Raw genomic sequence first — 20,278 nt, forward strand, 5'->3', positions numbered from 1 at the left:
AGTGGGTAGAATAATAGCCATAGCAAATCAAAAAGGTGGGGTTGGAAAAACGACAACTGCTGTGAATTTGGCTGCTTCCATGGCCGCGACACGTCGTAAAGTTTTGTTGATTGATCTGGATCCCCAAGGCAACGCCACCATGGGCAGCGGAATCGACAAATATGAAGTCGAAAATACCGCCTACGAGTTACTTGTTGATCAGAAGCCCGCACAAGAAGTTATTGTTACCGAAACAAACGGCAAATACGATCTCATCGCTGCCAATGGCGATGTGACTGCCGCCGATATCAAATTAATGGAAGCTTTTGCGCGCGAACAACGCCTTGCTAACGCACTCGCGCCGATTCGCGACAACTACGATTTTATTATTATCGATTGCCCGCCCTCGCTGAGTATGTTGACCGTGAACGCCATGGCGGCCGCTGATTCAGTATTGGTGCCCATGCAGTGCGAATACTATGCCCTTGAAGGGTTAACAGCGTTAATGGACACCATTGAACGACTTGCCGAAGCGGTAAATCCGAAATTAGCTATCGAAGGCATTTTGCGAACCATGTATGATCCGCGTAATCGCCTAGCGAACGATGTTTCCGAGCAACTTAAAGCACACTTTGGGAATAAGGTTTATCGAACCGTGATTCCGCGCAATGTTCGCTTAGCGGAAGCACCTAGTTTTGGGGCGCCGGCGATGTATTACGATAAATCGTCGACGGGTGCGAAAGCTTATCTTTCATTGGCCGGTGAAATGATTCGGCGTGCAGAACAATTAAAAAAAGCCGAAACAGCGGCTGAAGCCTGAGGAACCTACGCTTTATGTCTGTCAAGAAACGAGGACTTGGACGCGGTTTAGATGCGTTACTCACGACCAGTAAAAACGCTCGTGATCATGAACAGCCGGCTACTGAACCAGCGCAGGATATTACCAAAGGTGAATTGCAAAAGTTACCGATCGAATTTTTGCAGCCGGGTAAGTACCAGCCGCGCAAAGATATGTCTCCAGAAGCATTAGAAGATCTAGCCGCATCGTTAAAAGCCCAAGGCATCATCCAGCCGATAGTAGTGCGTGAACTAGAGACAGATCGCTACGAAATCATCGCCGGTGAACGCCGATGGCGTGCTGCGCAAATGGCGCGTTTAAGCGAAGTACCCTGTTTAATTAAACAAGTTCCCGATGAAGCTGCAGTGGCCATAGCGTTGATTGAAAACATTCAACGTGAAGACCTCAACTCCATGGAAGAAGCTACTGCGTTGCAGCGTCTATTAGATGAATTCCAGTTAACGCACCAAGAAGTTGCTGATGCCGTTGGTAAGTCGCGTGCGACTGTGACTAATTTACTGCGTTTGAATAACTTAGAACAAGAATCTAAAACTTTACTCGAACGTGGCGATATTGAACTTGGTCACGCCAAATTGCTGCTAGCCTTGCAAGGTGAACAACAAAGTGAAATAGCGCGGACGATTGCCGCCAAAGCCATGACCGTTCGCGAAGCTGAAAAGCTTGTTCGTAGCGCATTGGAACCGAAAAAAACACCTACCAAAAAAGAGCCTGATGCTGATATTCAACGCCTTGAAAAGCGCCTGAGTGAAAGTCTTGGCGCGGCGGTTGCCATTAACCATGGTCGCAAAGGAAAAGGCAAAGTGGTGATTAATTACAGCAGCTTAGATGAGTTAGACGGGATCCTTACTCACTTCCAACTCAGTGACGAAGCGTAAGCGGCCTGTATATAGTTGCAATTAAGGTGCAAATCTTTATACTATCGCGGGCTTTTTACTAAGGTTTTCAGCCCGTGACTAAGACGTTAACAAACGCCGGAAAACAACTCGCAGTTCGGTTACTGCGCGCGCAAGGTACGGCCTTATTTTTAGTGGCCTGCTCGTTTTCTTTGGCGACATCGTATGAATACTTTTGGGGTGTTGTTGGCGGCGGAATCGTCGTAATGATTCCAACAGCACTTTTTGCATGGCGTGCTTTTGCCCAAGGTGGTGCACGTTCAGCGCAGCAGATAGTTGGTAATTTTTTTGCCGGTCAAGCACTAAAAATGAGCTTCACCGTGATCCTACTCGTCGCGCTGTTGATGTTTACTTCGCTCCCGCTGGTTGCGGTATGTAGCGGCTACATTACAGTTTTGATCGTACAGTGGGTTGCACCGATTTTGTTTTTAAAATCAACTTAAAATTGTGGGAATTAAGATGGCTGCAGAAGAGTTAACGCTCCAGAGCCACATTCAGCACCACTTAACTAACGCCAAGATGTGTTTTACCGATAATGGTATTGCCTTCAATAAAGCGTGTAGTGAAGCAGGGTTCTGGACGTGGCACATTGACACCCTCGCCTGGTCGATCGGACTAGGCATCCTGTTCTTAATTATGTTTCGTAGTGCGGCGAAGAAGGCGAACACCGGTATACCTGGAAAATTCCAGTGCTTTATCGAAATGATCGTTGAATTCGTTTCTGACAACGTGCGTGATACCTTCCACGGTAAAAGTAAGCTGATAGCACCATTGGCTTTGACGATTTTCGTCTGGGTGTTCTTGATGAACTTAATGGACTTAATTCCCGTCGACTTCTTACCTGCGTTTGCCGGCTATGTCGGTGAAACAGCATTCGGTATGGACTCTCATGATGTTTACATGAAGATTGTTCCAACCACTGATATCAATATGACCGCGGCGTTAGCGCTGGGCGTATTCTTGTTAATGATCGGTTACGGTATTCGTATGAAAGGTATCGTTGGTTTCGTTAAAGAACTAACGTTACACCCGTTTAATTCAAGCAACATGGTGGTTCAGGTTATTCTGATTCCATTTAACCTGTTACTTGAAACCATAGCCTTGGTCGCGAAGCCCTTCTCACTTGCGTTACGTTTGTTCGGTAACCTTTATGCCGGTGAGCTGATCTTCATTCTGATCGGTGCGATTGGCTTAGCGCAGCTACCATTACACTTTGTTTGGGCGGTGTTCCATATCTTAGTTATCACGCTGCAAGCGTTCGTATTCATGATGCTGACCATCGTTTACTTAAGTATGGCCAGTTCTGAAAGTCACTAGTTTTTAGTATTAACTTTTAAATTTAACTTTAACTTCAACCTTTGAAATATCGGAGAAAACAATGGAACTAATGTTAGGTCTTAAATATATCGCTGTAGCACTATTGATCGGTTTCGGCGCAATCGGTACTGCTGTAGGTTTCGGTAACATGGGTGGTAAATTCTTGGAAGCGTGTGCACGTCAGCCAGAATTAGCGCCTTCACTGCAGGTTAAAATGTTCATCTTGGCAGGTCTGATCGATGCGGTAGCAATGATCGGTGTTGGTATCGCCATGGTTCTGTTGTTCGTTCTTTAAGGCTCGATTAACTTTCTCGAACAACTGAACGAATAGGAGGGTGGGTCTATGAGTTTAAATATGACCCTGATTGGTGAATTAATCGCGTTTATTGTCTTTGTGCTATTTTGCATGAAGTTTGTTTGGCCACCGCTGAACAATGCGATTGAAGCTCGTCAGAAAAAGATTGCTGATGGCCTTGCAGCTGGTGAAAAAGCTGAGAAGAGTCTTGAAGAAGCGCAAGCAAAAGTTGCTGACGAACTGAAAGACGCGAAAGCGCAAGCTGCTGAGATTATCGCCCAAGCGAAAAAACGTGCGGACGAAACCATCGAAGATGGTAAAAAGCGTGGTGAGCAAGAGCGTGAAAAAGTCGTTGCTGCTGGTCACTCTGAAGTCGAAGCTGAGCGCAATCGCCTACGCGAAGAATTGCGCAAGCAAGTGGCTGTATTAGCTGTAGCTGGTGCAAGCAAAATCATCGAGCGTGAAATTGATAAAGACGCTCACAGTGACATTGTTGAAAAACTGGTCGCTGAACTCTAACCAAAGGGGTTTGTGCAAATGTCAGAATTGACTACGGTTGCTCGCCCCTATGCAAAAGCAGCTTTTGATTTTGCACTAGAGAAGAGCGCTATCGAAAAATGGCATGAAATGATTGCTTTCGCCGCCGCTGTTGCGAACGACGAAGCGATGGCCACGTTTTTGAGTAGCGCTGAAACGCTAGAAAAGAAGGTGGATGTTTTCATCAACGTTTGTGGCGAACAACTGGACGACAACGCCCAGAATTTCGTTCGATTGATGGCTGAAAATGGCCGCTTGAAAGCATTAACTGCTGTAGAAAAGCTTTTTAGTGAGTTCCGTTCAGAACATGAAAAGGAAGTTACTGTCGATGTGACCTCAGCGGTCAAATTGACGAAAAAGCAGCAGGAAAATCTAGCAGAAACGTTGGAAAAACGTTTTTCACGCAAAGTTAAGCTGAATTGCAGTGTCGATGCAGCGATTGTTAGCGGCCTTTATATCAAAGCCGGTGACACCGTGATTGACGGTACCGTGCGCGGTAAGCTCGATAGGCTTACCCATGCACTGCAATCCTAATTGGGGACTTGAGCATGCAACTGAATTCAAATGAAATCGCAGAGCTGATCAAAAAACGAATTGACCAGTTCGAAGTGGTCAGTGAAGCTCGTAACGAAGGTACTATCATCTCTGTAACCGATGGTATCATCCGCATTCACGGCCTTGCAGACTGTATGCAAGGTGAGATGATTGAGCTTCCTGGTAATCGTTACGCAATCGCGTTGAACTTAGAGCGCGATTCTGTTGGCGCCGTTGTTATGGGTCCGTACGCGGATCTGCAAGAAGGCGTTAAAGTTAAATCAACAGGCCGTATCCTCGAAGTACCAGTAGGGAATAAATTACTGGGCCGTGTAGTGAACACCTTGGGTGAACCTATTGACGGTAAAGGACCTATCGAAGCCGACGGCTTTGAACCTGTTGAAAAAATCGCACCGGGCGTTATCGAACGCCAATCAGTAGATCAGCCAGTACAAACTGGTTACAAGTCTATTGATGCGATGATTCCAATTGGCCGAGGTCAGCGTGAGTTGGTGATCGGTGACCGTCAAACAGGTAAAACTGCATTGGCTGTCGATGCCATCATCAACCAGAAAGACTCTGGTATTAAGTGTGTGTATGTAGCTATTGGTCAAAAAGCATCGACCATCGCTGCGGTAGTACGCAAACTTGAAGAACATGGTGCGTTGGAAAATACTATTGTTGTTGCAGCATCTGCTTCTGAATCAGCAGCGTTGCAATACTTGGCAGCCTATTCAGGTTGTACCATGGGTGAATATTTCCGTGACCGCGGTGAAGACGCATTGATCGTTTATGATGACTTGTCGAAGCAAGCAGTTGCTTATCGTCAAATCTCATTGCTGTTACGTCGTCCACCAGGTCGTGAAGCTTACCCAGGTGACGTATTCTACTTGCACTCTCGCTTGCTTGAGCGTTCAGCGCGAGTAAACGCCGACTACGTTGAGAAGTTCACCAACGGTGAAGTGAAAGGTAAGACAGGTTCATTAACAGCCTTGCCAATCATCGAAACCCAAGCTGGTGACGTATCTGCCTTCGTACCTACCAACGTGATCTCAATCACCGACGGTCAGATCTTCTTAGAAACTGACTTATTCAACGCTGGTATCCGCCCTGCTGTTAACGCAGGTATCTCGGTATCACGTGTTGGTGGTTCAGCACAGACCAAGATCATTAAGAAGCTTGGTGGTGGTATTCGTTTGGCATTAGCTCAGTATCGTGAGCTTGCTGCCTTCGCACAGTTCGCTTCAGATCTTGACGAAGCAACGCGTTCGCAGTTAGAGCACGGTCAGCGTGTCACCGAACTTATGAAACAGAACCAATATGAGCCAATGAGTGTTGCAGAAATGGCAGTGTCCATCTTCTCAGCTGAAAAAGGCTACCTCAAAGATGTGGCGCAGGACAAAATCCTCGACTTTGAAAGTGCGTTAATTTCGTACATGAAGAGCGAGTACGCCGATCTGATGGCTGATATTGATAAAACTGGCAACTATAACGACGACATCGAAGCTAAGCTGCATGAAGGTTTGAAAACCTTCAAGAAGACGCAGTCTTGGTAAGCAACGTGGCCACTTCTAAAAGTGGCCACACGTCGTTGAGTTAACAGGAGATTATCATGGCCAGCGGTAAAGAGATAAAAACCAAGATCGGGAGTATTAACAATACTCAGAAGATCACCAGCGCAATGGAAATGGTTGCTGCGTCGAAGATGAAAAAGGCGCAGGAACGTATGGCTTCAAGCCGTCCGTATGCCGACAGCATTCGCAAGGTGATCGGCCATGTTGCCCATGCCAACCTCGAGTATAAGCATCCGTATTTAGAAGAACGTGATGCTAAACGGGTTGGTTATATCGTTATTTCAACCGACCGCGGTTTGTGCGGCGGTTTGAACACCAATGAATTTAAAGCGGTGGTCAAACATGCTCAAGCACAGAAAGACAACGGTATTGAGGTTGATTTCGCAGCGGTAGGCAGCAAGGCAACGGGTTTCTTTAAACGCTTTGGAGGCCGTTTACTGGCGCAAACATCAGGCCTTGGTGATAAGCCAAGTGTGAACGATGTGCTTGGAACCGTACAAGTGATGCTCGATGCGTTCGATGAAGGCAAAATCGACCGCTTGTTCGTGGTGTATAACAAGTTTATTAACACCATGACGCAGGAGCCAGCGATAGAGCAAATGCTACCGCTGCCAAAAGCTGACGAAGAAGAGCGTGATCGTGTTCAAGCAGGTAGTTGGGACTATCTGTATGAGCCTGAGCCACAATCCATCCTTGATACTCTGATTCGTCGTTTTGTCGAATCCAGTGTTTATCAAGGTGTGGTCGATAATATCGCGAGTGAACAGGCAGCGCGGATGGTGGCAATGAAAGCCGCTACCGACAACGCCGAAGACCTCATCGATCAACTGCAATTGGTGTACAACAAAGCACGCCAGGCAGCGATTACGCAGGAAATTTCGGAAATTGTATCGGGCGCCGAAGCGGTTTAAGGCGAAGCTTGCAAGAATTTTAGAGTTAGAGGAAATGTCATGAGTCAAGGTAAGGTCGTGCAAATAATTGGCGCGGTTGTGGATTTCGAATTTCCACAATCAAGCGTGCCAAAGGTCTACGACGCGCTGAAGGTGACCGACGGTGACCTCAAGGGTTTAACCCTCGAAGTGCAGCAGCAGCTTGGTGGTGGTATCGTGCGAACAATCGCAATGGGTACTACTGACGGCTTGCGTCGTGGAATTACAGCAGAAAATACAGGTGAACCAATCATGGTGCCAGTGGGTAAAAAGACCCTTGGCCGGATCATGAACGTATTGGGTGAGCCAATTGATGAAGCCGGTGACGTTGGTGCAGAAGAGCGCATGTCAATTCATCGCGCAGCACCTTCGTACGAAGAACAGTCAAGCTCTACCGAGCTTTTAGAAACGGGTATCAAAGTTATCGACTTGATTTGCCCGTTCGCTAAAGGTGGTAAAGTTGGTTTGTTCGGTGGTGCCGGTGTTGGTAAAACCGTCAACATGATGGAGCTTATCCGTAACATCGCAATCGAGCACAGCGGCTACTCAGTATTCGCTGGTGTTGGTGAGCGTACACGTGAGGGTAATGACTTCTATCACGAGATGAAAGATTCAAACGTACTCGACAAAGTAGCATTGGTCTACGGTCAGATGAACGAGCCTCCAGGTAACCGTTTGCGCGTTGCGTTAACCGGTTTGACCATGGCAGAGAAGTTCCGTGACGAAGGTCGTGACGTGTTGTTCTTCGTTGATAACATCTATCGTTACACCCTGGCCGGTACCGAGGTATCAGCATTGTTGGGTCGTATGCCATCAGCAGTAGGTTATCAGCCTACACTTGCTGAAGAGATGGGTGTATTGCAAGAACGTATTACTTCAACCAAGACCGGTTCAATCACCTCAATCCAAGCGGTATACGTACCTGCGGATGACTTGACTGACCCATCACCAGCAACAACCTTCGCGCACTTGGATGCGACTGTTGTATTGTCACGTGATATCGCGTCTTTGGGTATCTACCCTGCGGTTGATCCATTGGATTCAACTTCACGTCAGCTTGACCCGCAAGTTATCGGCAAAGAGCACTATGACGTAGCACGTGGTGTGCAGTCAGTACTGCAGCGTTACAAAGAACTGAAAGACATTATCGCAATCTTGGGTATGGACGAGTTGTCAGAAGAAGACAAGCAGACCGTATCTCGTGCCCGTAAGATTCAGCGTTTCTTGTCACAGCCGTTCTTCGTAGCAGAAGTATTTACCGGCGCGCCTGGTAAATACGTTGCATTGAAAGACACCATTGCTGGCTTTAAAGGCATCTTAAACGGTGATCACGACGACCTTCCAGAACAAGCGTTTTACATGGTTGGCAGCATCGAAGAAGCGGCCGAAAAAGCCAAGAAAATGTAAGAACCGGGAGGTTTAAATGGCAGCAAAAACTGTACACCTTGACGTGGTCAGCGCCGAAGATAGCTTATATAGCGGCGCAGTAGAGACCGTGCAAGTGACCGGTAGCGAAGGTGAGCTGGGTATTTACCCAGGTCACGCGCCACTTATCACGAAAATCAAACCAGGTATGGTGCGCGTCGTGAAAGAAGGCGGTGACGAAGAAATCATCTACGTTGCTGGTGGTGTGCTGGAAGTGCAGCCTCACAACGTCACGGTTCTGGCTGATACAGCCGTTCGCGGTGAAGAGCTTGATGAACAACAAGCTCTTGATGCGAAAAAACGCGCTGAAGCAGCAATCGCAGATTCTAGTTCGGACCTTAGCTACGCAGAAGCTGCAGCCGAATTGTCGCGGGCGTTGGCACAATTGCAGATTATTCGCAAAATTCGCAAGTAATTTGCACCAGCCTACTGATTTAAAAGCCCAGCTTCGAGCTGGGCTTTTTTGTGCAAAAATTTTGCAAAGTCGTCCGATTGTCATCCGTTTTCCCTTAAGGGCTCGTGCCCGCAGTCACCGCTAGGCTCTGCAACGGCCACACCGCTCTCGTTTCGGTGCCGAATCCCTAAGATCTTTGGTTATCGCAGTCGTGTCAGCAAAGTGATCAATCGTAAGCGGAAGTTAAGCATCAGCATGATCCTCGAAGCCACAAAAGAATAGTTAAAATCCTAACTTTATCTATATATTTAATATAATAATCTTGTTGACTATCAGGTTGAGATGTTATTGAATTGTGTCAAGGGATTTTGGCCGAGTAGTAGCTCGTCTGGGATAATTATCGAGCTGTTAGTCGGTTGCATTTTGTGCGTGCGGGCAGCACCATCACCACGCTTAGCTACGACGGCATGGGCCGGGTGCTTGATTTCGACCACCAGGGGTTCAACGACAGCAGTTACAGCTATAATCCGGCCAGTCAGTTGCAGAGTAAAACGGTCAGCAACGCGGATTATCAAATTCAGATGCCGACGCTAAGCACTGAATTTTACAGCGTGAATAACCTTAATCAGTATACGCAAGTCACTGTCGATGGCCTCCCGGAGTACGCGAACTACACCAGTGCGGGCAACCTTGCTGGCTTTGACGGTTGGAGTTATGTTTATGATGCCCACAATCGCCTGGTTACAGCGAACGGTCCTGACGATACAGTCGCGCTTAGCTACGATGCTACCGGTCGCTTAACGCGTACAGTACATAACGGCGAAATCATCGATTACCTGTACGATGGTGATGAGTTGGTGGCTGAGTATCACAGCACTGGTACGCTGTTGCGCCGCTTTATTCATGGCCTTGGCAACGATGACCCGGTCATTCGTTACGAAGGTGCCGGGGTGAATGCCCGCCGTTACCTGCTGGCGGATGAGCGCGGCAGCATCATCGCCGAGATGACCGCTAATGGCGGCCTATTGCAAGCACATCAGTACGATGCTTACGGCAATCCGAAGAACAGCAGCGATGCGCGCTTTCGTTTTACCGGGCAGATCCTCATCCCCGGCACCGAGCTGTACTATTTTAAAGCACGGGTTTACCATCCGCGGCTAGTGTAATCCCCCCGAAAAATCGGAGCAGTTATAAGTAGAAAATTCCGTTAAACTAAAACGAAGGAGTTTTCTATGCGCAAATCACGATACACAGACAGTCAGATCTTAGGGATTCGGCACCGAAACGAGAGCGGTGTGCCCGTTGCAGAGCCTAGCGGTGAGCACGGGCACGAGCCCTTAAGGGAAAACGGGTGACAATCGGGCGACTTTGCAAAAAAACTGAAAATCTAGTTAACTAGCGGCCCATAAGGTACGTTTGTCCCTGTTAATTTCCTGTAATCCCGCTAGAATAGGTCCCCTTATTCACTAACTGAGAAAATGGAAGGATTCATGGCATTGAGTGTAGTGGTTCTTGCTGCTGGTAAGGGCACCCGCATGCGTTCAGCATTGCCAAAGGTACTTCATCCAGTTGCCCATAAACCTATGGTGCAACATGTGATTGATAGTGCAAGGCAATTAGACTCGAGCACCATTCATGTGATTTATGGCCACGGGGCTGAGGCGTTATTGGAACGCCTTGGTGGGCAACAGTTAAACTTTGTTGAACAGGCAGAGCAGCTTGGTACCGGACATGCGGTTCAGCAAATTATTCCCCACGTGAAAGATGATGAGCATGTGCTTATTTTGTACGGCGACGTGCCGTTAACGCGGGTAGAAACCTTACAAGAATTGGTGGCGGCGGGCCAACAAACGGAACTTGCGTTGTTAACGGTTACCTTGCCCGACCCCAGCGGCTACGGTCGTATTCTGCGTGACGAAAGTGGTAAAATTACCGGTATCGTAGAGCAAAAAGACGCCACCGCTGAACAGTTAAAAGTAACCGAAGCCAATACTGGTATGATGCTAGCGCAAGGTAAATCATTGAAGCGTTGGCTAGCACAGCTGTCGAATGACAATGCCCAAGGTGAATATTATCTTACCGATATTGTCGCTATGGCCGCGAGTGAAGGCGTTGCTATTGCCTCGACGCAGCCCAAAGACATTCACGAAGTTGAGGGTGCAAATAACCGGGTGCAACTGGCGGCGTTAGAACGTGCTTATCAGCATCGGCAAGCTGAACAACTGATGCTAGACGGTGCTACCTTACTTGACCCCGCCCGAGTGGATGTACGCGGAACAGTTGCTATCGCTAATGATGTAACGGTTGACGTAAATGTTATTTTCGAAGGTAACGTAGAGCTCGGCGAGGGCGTGGTAATAGAAAGCCATTGTATTTTGCGGAACTGCCATATTGCCGCCGGCACCCGGATTAATTCGCATAGCATTGTCGAAGAAGCTGACATCGCTGAAAACTGTGAGGTTGGCCCTTATGCCCGTTTACGCCCTGGTTCCGTGCTGCGCCAAGGTGCGAAGGTGGGTAATTTTGTTGAAATGAAAAAAACTCACTTGGGCAAAGGCTCTAAGGCGAATCATTTAACTTATTTAGGCGATGCCATTATCGGTGAAGGCGTGAATATTGGCGCCGGTACCATCACCTGTAACTACGACGGGGTGAATAAGTCGACCACCGAAATCGATGATGGCGCCTTTATCGGCTCGAATAGCTCTTTAGTAGCGCCCGTTCGAGTCGGTAAGCAAGCGACGGTGGGTGCGGGTTCAACCATCACTAAATCGCTTGAGGACAACGAGCTTGGGATAGCTCGAGGTAAACAACGAAATATTGCTGGCTGGCAACGGCCTAAAACAAAGGGATAAGCTGTATGTGTGGTATTGTTGGCGCGACGTCTGAGCGCCGTATTAGCGAAATTTTACTAGAGGGTCTGAAGCGCCTTGAGTACCGTGGTTACGACTCAGCAGGGCTCGCCGTGCTAAGCGAAGATGGCCGTATTGAGAGCTTACGCCGTACCGGGAAGGTCCAAGCATTGAAAGACGCGGTGGGCGAACATCCGCTGGCCGGCACTACGGGTATTGCCCATACGCGCTGGGCTACTCATGGCGGCGTTACCGAAGCCAATGCGCACCCACACATTTCTAATGACTGTATCGCCGTGGTTCATAACGGCATTATCGAAAATCATGAAAAGTTGCGCGAGAAGTTACGTGGCTTGGGGTATACCTTTACCTCTGATACCGATACCGAAGTGATTTGTCATCTAGTGAATCATGAGAAGCAACAGCATTCCGATTTATTTGCAGCGGTACAAGCAGCGGTTCAGCAGTTGGAAGGGGCCTATGGCACTGTCGTCATGGACTGTGAAGAACCAGGGCGTTTAGTGGTTGCCCGTTCGGGAAGCCCATTAGTGATCGGGCTGGGTATTGGCGAAAACTTTATTGCGTCAGATCAGCTTGCATTATTACCGGTCACGCGTAAATTCATGTACCTCGAAGAAGGTGATATGGCCGATATCACGCGCACCAAAGTGACGGTTTACGACCAAACTGGTGCGCGCGTAGAGCGTGAAATTCATGAGTCTGACGGGCAATATGATGCCGGTGGTAAAGGTAATTATCGCCACTTTATGCTGAAAGAGATACACGAGCAGCCAGCCGCCGTGCGTAATGCACTTGAAGGTCGTCTGGTGAACGGCAAAGTAGCACCGCATACTTTCGGTGAAGGTTCTCTGGACGTTCTAAAGGGTATTGAGCACGTACAAATCGTTGCGTGCGGTACTTCTTATCATGCTGGCATGGTCGCTCGGTATTGGCTTGAAGCCTTAGCTGGCGTGTCATGTAATGTTGAAATAGCCTCGGAGTTCCGCTATCGACAGTCGCATGTTCACCCTAATAGCTTGTTAGTCACTATTTCGCAGTCGGGAGAAACCGCCGATACGCTTGCGGCTTTAAGGTTGTCTAAAGAGCTTGGTTATAAGAGCTCACTGACCATTTGTAATGTTTCGACATCGTCGATGGTACGTGAGTCAGACCTGGCTTACATGACACGTGCGGGCACCGAAATTGGTGTTGCTTCAACCAAAGCATTTACCACCCAACTCGTCGGGTTAATGATGTTAGTGTTGGCCTTTGGTCAAACACGCGGTTTGTCGGAAGATAAACAGCAAAACCTCGTGGCTGCCCTTAAAGCATTGCCGGCGAAGCTTGAAGAAGCACTCTTACTGTCGGACGAAATAGAGGCATTAGCGCCTGAATTTGCAGATAAGTTTCACAGCTTATTCTTGGGTCGAGGGTCGCAATACCCGATCGCGATGGAAGGCTCGTTAAAACTCAAAGAGATCTCGTATATTCACGCCGAAGCTTACGCCGCTGGCGAGCTCAAGCATGGCCCATTAGCGCTTATCGACGCCGAGATGCCAGTTATCGTGGTCGCACCGAATGATGAGCTGCTCGAGAAGCTAAAGTCGAACGTTGAAGAGGTTCGTGCACGAGGCGGTATCATGTATGTGTTTGCCGACAAAGACGCCCACTTTAAAGGCGATGAGAGCATGCGTGTGATCAACGTAAGTCATTGCGACGAGCTGATCGCTCCTATCGTCTACACGGTTCCGTTACAGCTACTATCGTACTTCGTTGCGATCATCAAAGGCACCGACGTCGACCAGCCGCGGAACTTAGCGAAATCGGTAACTGTTGAGTAATAAAGCGGATCATTTTGGGCGGCGAAAGTAAGGTTTTAGAATATCGATAATTTATGCGTTACTTAAAAAAGCTCGCCGCCGTTGTTATTTTTGTCGCCGCCTTGGTAGTTATAAGTCTGCCTGCCATTGGCGGCATGTATTTGGCCGCCTGGGGGATCGACTTTTTGATTGCCATCAACTTCGATAGCGCCTGGACACATGGTAGCTGCGTATTGCTCGGGGTTTTTTTGACGCTTGTTTCCATCAATACCGATGAACTTCTTAATACCCTTAATCCTGGGTAAAGATGTCTCCCAACCTTTTAATTTCGCTATTCTTTGCTATGTTTAAAACGATGTAATTTAACTTAATCTCTCCAACAAAAAGGAAAACCTTATGAGCTTTCTATGGTTTTTATTGGTCGGTTTAATTGCAGGTTGGCTAGCTGGCACTTTGGTAAAAGGTGGTGGTTTTGGTTTGTTAGGCAACATCGTTATTGGAATTATTGGCGCAATGTTAGGCGGCTTTTTGTTTAGTATTCTCGGCCTTTCGAGCAGCGGCAGTTTAATCGGCAGTATCGTGGTTGCCACAGTTGGCGCAATCGTATTGTTGATTATTGTGCGAGCTTTGAAAAGGGCTTAATTTCTAAACGCATCAAGGCTTAGCCTACAAAAATAATTTGGCAAGAGCCATGCCATTCAGTAGACTGACTCGGCATGGCTAAACCTAGAAAGAAACAACCCTCACGCACCGTTCAAGTAAGCTGCAATAAATGCCGTGAACCTTTGTATAAATACCGAAAAGGTGGCAAAGGCGCATTGGTAAAATGCTTTGTTGAGCGAATTGTTGAAGATCATACCCAGGCAACGGGCATCTGCCCTTCGTGTGGGCAAGAGTTTGCACGGGAGACCATGATTCGTGGTGCTCCAGCCTATAAAATGGTCGGTGGCAAAGTTAGGGTGAAGTAAAACTTACAAAAACAAGAAGGAATAAAAAATGGCACGGAAATTCGTTTTAAGCACTGCGGCAGTCGTTTTAGCGGCAAGTATGTTTAGTGCACCACAAGCCAAAGCTGAAGGTTTAGGTGGTGTGAACCCTTGGCAGCAATGTGGTATTGGCGCGATGATTTTCCCTGAGCACGGTCTAGCTGCTGCAATCTCAAATATTATTTGGGATTTAGGTACAACCGCCGTGACCTCTGCAACGGTTTCAAAAGAAACCTGCGAAGGTGCGGGTACTTTTACCGCAGTATTTGTCACCGAGTCTTATGTACAAATTGAAGAGCAACTAGCTGTTGGTGAAGGCGAGCATTTAAATGCCATGCTGCAACTGATGGGCTGCAATGCAGCACAACGTCCTAGTGCTATTCAAAAGTTACGTGCCGATTATGCAGAGAATATGGCTACGGACGCGTTTGCTACTCAAGATCAAGCACAAAAAGCTGAGGCTCTGTATTACACCGCAGCAAATGCGGTTGCAGCATGCCAAGCTAGCTAACCAGCGTTTAAAAACAGTACAGCCCCTTACACAACAGTGTTCGGGGCTTTTTTTATGAGTGAGTTGATGAACAAATTAGGGTTAATTTTAGTGGGCTTTTTGCTCTCTTTTTCAACGATGGCGGCGCAACCATCGAGTCAAGAGCTTGCCAACAGCCGAACTTGGCAGAAGTTGCTGCACCTACCTAATGGGCACTCACATAGTGAAATAACCACTCCTGGTTTTTTCTTACACGACGACGGCCATAAAAATCCTGAAGCTGAATTAACAACGACCCTCGAGGCATTAAAAGAAACGCCGCAGCTTGCCTGCAGATACCCAGCGCGAGCGCATTGGTTGGCGCAACAAGGGGCAATTAAACCCTTAAACCTTGACGCTTGTGATGAATTACAGAAGTGGCTAAACGGTCAGTCGCCAAATGCCGTCAGTGTGATATTTGCCGATGGTTTTTTAGATAATCCAGCAAGCTTTTATGGGCACATGCTGATCCGTATCGACAATGATAACGCGGATCATCCACGCCAATTACTCGCGCAAAGTTTCAATTTCGGTGCACGCGTACCAGATGATGAAGACCCAGTTACCTACATCGTCAAAGGGCTATTTGGCGGATACCAAGCCGCCTATTCAACCAGTCACTTTTACCGTTATGACATTAACTACGCAGATGCAGAGTTACGAAACCTTTGGAGCTATCGTCTAGCGACGAGTGAGGCGCAAAGCCGCTTGTTAATTTGGCACCTTTGGGAGCTACTACAAACCGACTACACCTATTTTTTTACCTCACGGAACTGTGCCTACCATATGGCGCGAGCGTTAGAACTCGTTACCGACGGTGAACTGGTGAGTAGCCGTGATCCTTTCGTGCTGCCGAGTGATGTGATTCAACGACTTAACCAAGCCGAGATTAATGGTGCCGCAGCGATTTCTCAGCGCCAATTTATACCTTCGCGTCTGTATCAGTTTCAGCAACGCTGGCAGCAGCTTGAAGCTGCCGAAAAGCAGACTGTTGAGACCTGGTTAGCGCAGCCTGAAACGGCGGATCTTAGCTTCCTAGATGAAGCTTCGGCGGTACGCGTTAGTGATGTTTTAACAGATTTTTTCACCTATCGACTAAGCCAAACGCGAGACGATGAGCAACAGCAAGAACGCCTGCAGCACAGCAAATCACGACTGTTACGTGCACGTATGCAGCAACCTATGGGTTTAACCCATGAGTGGCGTATGCCGCAGCCTAGTGCACCGCAATCAGGGCAAGATCCAAGTTTGATACGGATAGGTATGCAATCACTCAATGCTCCTGGTGTAGATAGCTCACAACAGCTTACGCTGCGCTTTAGACCCACTTACTATGATGTGTTACAGCCTCAGCAGGGTCGGTTAGCTAATGCGACCCTCACGATGGGTGAGCTTGAAGTCGGTGCGGACGATACTGAGCTGCAACTAAATTCACTATGGTTGCTTCGATTGCATACCTTGAATCCCAGTGTCTCTGGTTTGCCTGGCGATGGTGGCGCATCATGGGGGTTGCAAGTTGGTTGGCAGCGAGACTTCTTGCGGCAGTCAGAGCAGCGGCTAAGCCCGGTTGTAAGTGCTGATTACGGTAAGGCTTATATGCTAGCTGAACAATGGTTTAATTTATCGTTGCGAGCAGAGTTGAGAAACCCAACCCCAGAGCTTGGCGCAGCAATTATTGCGCCACAGTTGGAGTGGATCGGTGACTTTCCCGGCGCGCGGAGCCAATGTCGGGTGCGCTATGAAATCGATACCACCAACAGATTAAATGAACCTTTGTTTGCCGGTTGTGAAATCGCCTTTCATAGCGCTGAAAACCAAGATATTAGAATTGCTCTGCAGCATCAGCAAAATACTGTGATGCAGGTCGCTTGGTCTTGGTATTGGTAAGCTACCTAGCTACAGCAATCGTTAATCTTATCTGCTTCGCCGCGCCGAACCTGCAAGGCATTACGCACAATGCCAATGGCAGAAACGATGACAATAGCGGCGATAATGAGACCCACTAAGAGGTCTGGCCAAGCAGCGTTTTGTGAGCTTACGAGAAGTGCCGAGATAATTACGCCGGTATTCATTAGCATGTCGTTTCGTGAGCAGATCCAACTAGCGCGAATATTTAAATCACCATTACGGAAGCGGAATAGCAAACCGAAACAAATCACATTGACCACAAGGGCAAGAATCGCCACCGAGAGCATCATGTCGGCATTCGGCGCACTACCAAAAATAGCGCGTTTAACCACATCAATAATTACCACACTGGCTAAGACCAGTTGCATGGTTCCGTTTAAGAGCGCCGCGTTGGCTTTATGCTTTAACGATTTACCTACTGCGTAGAGACTTGCGGAATAAACGAGTGCGTCGGCGAGCATGTCTAGCGAGTCAGCGATAAGACCACTCGATTGAGCTAGCCAACCGGCAATGAACTCGACAAAGAACATGACCGCATTAAGAACTAATACGGTCCACAGCAATTTACGCTGGGCGTTATCAATTTTTGTTTGAGTGTCATCGATGCCACAACAGCTACTCATGAAGTTCTCCCCTGATGAATTAGGGCTATTTTAACATAGGAAGAGATGGCTAACGATGGCAGATTATTCGTCACTAATAAGGAGCTTCACACGTTTTTGAAGTTCGGGAATCACCTCGGTTTCAAACCATGGGTTACGTTTGAGCCATAGGTTATTGCGCGGGCTTGGATGCGGTGTTGGCAGCACGGTCGGCCAAAATTCGCGCCAGCGTGCGACGGTTTGGGTTAAATTATCGCGTTGCGAACCCAAACCTTGCTGGTGTAAATGCCAGCGAATTGCGTAACTGCCAATAGCAATCACTAATTCAAGTTTTGGCAGCTTGGCTAATAGTGATTCACGCCACAATGGCGCACATTCTGGGCGCGGGGGTAAATCACCTGACTTACCGGTGCCGGGGTAGCAAAATCCCATCGGTAAAATGGCAAATTTCTGCGCATCATAAAAAGCAGTGCGATCAACCCCAAGCCAAGTGCGTAGGCGCTCGCCGCTAGGATCATCAAAAGGCACGCCTGAGGCATGAACGCGGCGCCCTGGCGCCTGTCCAGCAATGAGTATTTTAGCTGCAGGTGCAGCTTGCAGCACTGGTCGTGGCTTACAGGGAAGCTCTGCTTCACAGTAGCGACAGGCTCTTACTTGTTGTAGAAGCTCATCCATGTCGATGACCTTTCACCTATTCGTTTCGGCGCCAGCGATGAAACTTCTGCACCCAGCGCAGTAATTTTTGCGGCGCGTTGGCTCGTTTCCAGTTTCCTGCCACGTACTTATTCGCTTCGGCCATTGTTGGGTAACTATGTATGGTACCTAAAATCTTGTTCAAGCCAATGCCATGCTTCATCGCAAGTACGTATTCAGCTAGTAACTCGCCAGCTTGGGCACCCACTATATTGACGCCTAAAATCTTGTCCTTTCCAGGTGTGGTGAGCACCTTAATACGGCCATAGGCTTGGTGGTCAGCGATGGCTCGGTCGAGCTCACTGATATCGTACTCAGTAACGTCGCAGTCAATTTCGCGTTGCTCAGCAACTTGCTCAGTCAAACCAACATTCGCAACCTCTGGTGTGGTGTAGGTTACCCAGGGAATCACCGAATAGTCGACCCGAAAGGTTTTGAAAGGGTCAAAAAGCGCATTCACAGCAGCATACCAAGCTTGATGCGAGGCAACATGAGTGAATTGATAAGGCCCAGCCACATCCCCACAGGCATAAATATTAGGAAAGTTGGTTTGTAATAACTCATTGACCCTAACTGTTTTGTCCGCTTCAATGCCTAGCTCTTCTAACCCAAAACCTTCAAGGTTCGCTTGTCGACCAAGTGCAATGAGTACGCGGTCAAAGGGTAAAGCAACGGTTTCATCTTCATGCTCAGCCAATAGAACTTGTTCGCCGTCCCGCTCGGTAAACTCCACGGCTTTATGGTTTAGTCGCAGCTCCATGCCGTCGTCGCGCAACTGTTTCTGCACCAAGGCGCTGGTATCGGTGTCTTCATTGGCAAGTATGCGGCTGCCCATTTCAACCACCGTCACTTGGCTACCCAGCAGTTGGAATGCCTGGGCTAACTCACAACCGATAGGGCCACCGCCGAGCACCAGCAGGCGCTTGGGAAGATCGCGAAGTTGCCATAGATTGTCAGACGTTAAATAGTCGACCTGCTCTAAACCTGGAAACTTCGGAACCAGCGGCCGCGCGCCGGTAGCTATGATAATACTGCGTGTGGTTAAGGTTTTTTCACCGCTTGAATTGCGAATAGTGACCTGCCACGGGGAGTTGATTGTGGCGGTGCCTTGTTCAACGTCGACACCTAAGTCGGTGTAACGTTCGACGGAGTCATGTGGCGCAATTTGGGTAATGACTTGCTGTACTTTATCCATAACTTTAGCGAAGTCGATTTGCTCGATACGAGCACTCACGCCTAACTGTTCAGCTGCGTGCGTCTGGCGAATACTTTTGGCCACGTGTAGTAGTGCTTTCGAAGGTACACATCCAGTGTTTAAGCAATCGCCACCCATCGCGTCTTTTTCTACTAGAGTTACTTTTGCCTTTACTGCTGAAGCAATGTAAGCACTTACCAACCCCGCAGAACCAGCACCTATTACAATCATATTGGTGTCAAACTTCTTAGGTCGTTTATAGCCGTCGTAGGCACGCCGACGTTTGAGTAAGCTCAGCGTAAACTTTGCCAGTAGTGGCACTAAACCGAGTAACACTAGAGCGCCGAGTAAGTCGATTGAAAGCACATCAGCTAAGCGGTTGATCTGTGCTAGCTGCGTGCCCGCGTTCACATATACTGCGGTGGCCAGAAGCATGCCGAGCTGACTGATCCAATAGAAGGTCCAAGCTTTAATTTTGGTTAACCCCATGACTAAATTAATCACAAAGAACGGAAACAGAGGCACTAGGCGCAGACTTAGAAGGTAAAACGCACCGTCACGTTCAATGCCTTTATTAATTGCGCGTAAGCGTTGTCCGAACTTTTTTTGTACCCAGTCGTGGAGCAACCAGCGAGCGCTTAAAAAAGCTAAAAGAGCGCCAAGTGAGCTGGCAAAAGACGCTAATACTAGGCCCCAGAACAGCCCAAAGATAGCGCCGGCGCCCAACGTCAAAACTGTGGCTCCGGGCACGGATAGCGCGGTACAAAGCACGTAAATACCGAAGTACAGGCCAAATAGAAATAGCGGACGCTCGGTAAAGAGTTGATTCAGTGCTTGTTGTTGCTGCTTCAACTGCGCCAGGGTTAGATACTGGGTTAAGTCAAACACAAAAACACTGCTTATCAGCGCAACAATAATGGCGATAAACAATAGTTTTTTATACGACATGAAGACTCC

At 48.1% G+C, this 20,278-nt stretch carries 22 protein-coding genes; 19 read left to right on the forward strand and 3 right to left on the reverse strand.

Annotation, left to right across the window (positions count from 1 at the left end):
- The first annotated feature begins 1 nt into the window (after position 1).
- From PSI9734_RS06540 to PSI9734_RS06630, 19 genes are all read left to right on the forward strand, one after another.
- Complete coding sequence (locus tag PSI9734_RS06540; protein ID WP_173920302.1) at positions 2-799, forward strand: ParA family protein; 798 nt, start codon at positions 2-4, stop codon at positions 797-799.
- Positions 800-813: 14 nt separating this feature from the next.
- On the forward strand, positions 814-1,713 hold the full coding sequence (locus PSI9734_RS06545) for a ParB/RepB/Spo0J family partition protein (RefSeq protein WP_173920303.1): 900 nt from the start codon (positions 814-816) through the stop codon (positions 1,711-1,713).
- A 74-nt stretch (positions 1,714-1,787) separates the two neighbouring features.
- The gene (locus PSI9734_RS06550) at positions 1,788-2,174 is read left to right on the forward strand and encodes an ATP synthase subunit I (RefSeq protein ID WP_173920304.1); all 387 of its coding nucleotides are present in this window, start codon (positions 1,788-1,790) and stop codon (positions 2,172-2,174) included.
- Positions 2,175-2,190: 16 nt separating this feature from the next.
- Complete coding sequence (gene atpB / locus PSI9734_RS06555) at positions 2,191-3,048, forward strand: F0F1 ATP synthase subunit A (protein ID WP_173920305.1); 858 nt, start codon at positions 2,191-2,193, stop codon at positions 3,046-3,048.
- 61 nt (positions 3,049-3,109) lie between these two features.
- Positions 3,110-3,343, forward strand: a complete 234-nt coding sequence (atpE, locus tag PSI9734_RS06560) for a F0F1 ATP synthase subunit C (RefSeq protein ID WP_034733567.1) — start codon at positions 3,110-3,112, stop codon at positions 3,341-3,343.
- A gap of 48 nt (positions 3,344-3,391) precedes the next feature.
- Positions 3,392-3,862, forward strand: a complete 471-nt coding sequence (atpF, locus tag PSI9734_RS06565; protein WP_173920306.1) for a F0F1 ATP synthase subunit B — start codon at positions 3,392-3,394, stop codon at positions 3,860-3,862.
- An 18-nt stretch (positions 3,863-3,880) separates the two neighbouring features.
- The gene (gene atpH, locus PSI9734_RS06570) at positions 3,881-4,414 is read left to right on the forward strand and encodes a F0F1 ATP synthase subunit delta (RefSeq protein WP_173920307.1); all 534 of its coding nucleotides are present in this window, start codon (positions 3,881-3,883) and stop codon (positions 4,412-4,414) included.
- Between the two features lie 14 nt (positions 4,415-4,428).
- Entirely contained in the window at positions 4,429-5,970 is a 1,542-nt protein-coding gene (gene atpA / locus PSI9734_RS06575) for a F0F1 ATP synthase subunit alpha (RefSeq protein WP_173920308.1), read from the forward strand.
- 56 nt (positions 5,971-6,026) lie between these two features.
- Positions 6,027-6,899: a F0F1 ATP synthase subunit gamma gene (atpG, locus tag PSI9734_RS06580; RefSeq protein ID WP_173920309.1), complete on the forward strand. Its 873-nt coding sequence runs from the start codon at positions 6,027-6,029 to the stop codon at positions 6,897-6,899.
- 39 nt (positions 6,900-6,938) lie between these two features.
- Complete coding sequence (atpD, locus tag PSI9734_RS06585; protein ID WP_173920310.1) at positions 6,939-8,324, forward strand: F0F1 ATP synthase subunit beta; 1,386 nt, start codon at positions 6,939-6,941, stop codon at positions 8,322-8,324.
- A gap of 16 nt (positions 8,325-8,340) precedes the next feature.
- The gene (locus tag PSI9734_RS06590; RefSeq protein ID WP_173920311.1) at positions 8,341-8,757 is read left to right on the forward strand and encodes a F0F1 ATP synthase subunit epsilon; all 417 of its coding nucleotides are present in this window, start codon (positions 8,341-8,343) and stop codon (positions 8,755-8,757) included.
- 404 nt (positions 8,758-9,161) lie between these two features.
- Positions 9,162-9,902 (forward strand): RHS repeat domain-containing protein, encoded by a 741-nt coding sequence (locus PSI9734_RS06595; protein WP_173920312.1) that lies wholly within the window; start codon positions 9,162-9,164, stop codon positions 9,900-9,902.
- A 324-nt stretch (positions 9,903-10,226) separates the two neighbouring features.
- Entirely contained in the window at positions 10,227-11,591 is a 1,365-nt protein-coding gene (gene glmU / locus PSI9734_RS06600) for a bifunctional UDP-N-acetylglucosamine diphosphorylase/glucosamine-1-phosphate N-acetyltransferase GlmU (protein WP_173920313.1), read from the forward strand.
- 5 nt (positions 11,592-11,596) lie between these two features.
- Entirely contained in the window at positions 11,597-13,429 is a 1,833-nt protein-coding gene (gene glmS, locus PSI9734_RS06605; RefSeq protein WP_173920314.1) for a glutamine--fructose-6-phosphate transaminase (isomerizing), read from the forward strand.
- Between the two features lie 53 nt (positions 13,430-13,482).
- A complete protein-coding gene (locus PSI9734_RS06610) occupies positions 13,483-13,713 on the forward strand; it encodes a hypothetical protein (RefSeq protein WP_173920315.1) in 231 nt (76 codons plus the stop codon).
- Between the two features lie 91 nt (positions 13,714-13,804).
- Complete coding sequence (locus PSI9734_RS06615; protein WP_173920316.1) at positions 13,805-14,050, forward strand: GlsB/YeaQ/YmgE family stress response membrane protein; 246 nt, start codon at positions 13,805-13,807, stop codon at positions 14,048-14,050.
- Positions 14,051-14,124: 74 nt separating this feature from the next.
- Positions 14,125-14,376: a hypothetical protein gene (locus PSI9734_RS06620; RefSeq protein ID WP_173920317.1), complete on the forward strand. Its 252-nt coding sequence runs from the start codon at positions 14,125-14,127 to the stop codon at positions 14,374-14,376.
- A 28-nt stretch (positions 14,377-14,404) separates the two neighbouring features.
- On the forward strand, positions 14,405-14,905 hold the full coding sequence (locus PSI9734_RS06625; RefSeq protein ID WP_173920318.1) for a DUF3015 family protein: 501 nt from the start codon (positions 14,405-14,407) through the stop codon (positions 14,903-14,905).
- 54 nt (positions 14,906-14,959) lie between these two features.
- On the forward strand, positions 14,960-16,810 hold the full coding sequence (locus tag PSI9734_RS06630) for an Lnb N-terminal periplasmic domain-containing protein (RefSeq protein WP_173920319.1): 1,851 nt from the start codon (positions 14,960-14,962) through the stop codon (positions 16,808-16,810).
- 5 nt (positions 16,811-16,815) lie between these two features.
- Here the strand turns inward: PSI9734_RS06630 and PSI9734_RS06635 are convergent, their stop codons facing one another.
- From PSI9734_RS06635 to PSI9734_RS06645, 3 genes are all read right to left on the reverse strand, one after another.
- Positions 16,816-17,454 (reverse strand): cation diffusion facilitator family transporter, encoded by a 639-nt coding sequence (locus PSI9734_RS06635; RefSeq protein ID WP_173920320.1) that lies wholly within the window; start codon positions 17,452-17,454, stop codon positions 16,816-16,818.
- A gap of 63 nt (positions 17,455-17,517) precedes the next feature.
- Positions 17,518-18,108: a uracil-DNA glycosylase family protein gene (locus PSI9734_RS06640; RefSeq protein ID WP_173920321.1), complete on the reverse strand. Its 591-nt coding sequence runs from the start codon at positions 18,106-18,108 to the stop codon at positions 17,518-17,520.
- A gap of 16 nt (positions 18,109-18,124) precedes the next feature.
- Entirely contained in the window at positions 18,125-20,269 is a 2,145-nt protein-coding gene (locus PSI9734_RS06645) for an FAD-dependent oxidoreductase (protein ID WP_173920322.1), read from the reverse strand.
- Between the last annotated feature and the right edge of the window lie 9 nt (positions 20,270-20,278).

This window comes from Pseudidiomarina piscicola (assembly GCF_902806985.1).
GTDB lineage: Bacteria > Pseudomonadota > Gammaproteobacteria > Enterobacterales > Alteromonadaceae > Pseudidiomarina > Pseudidiomarina piscicola.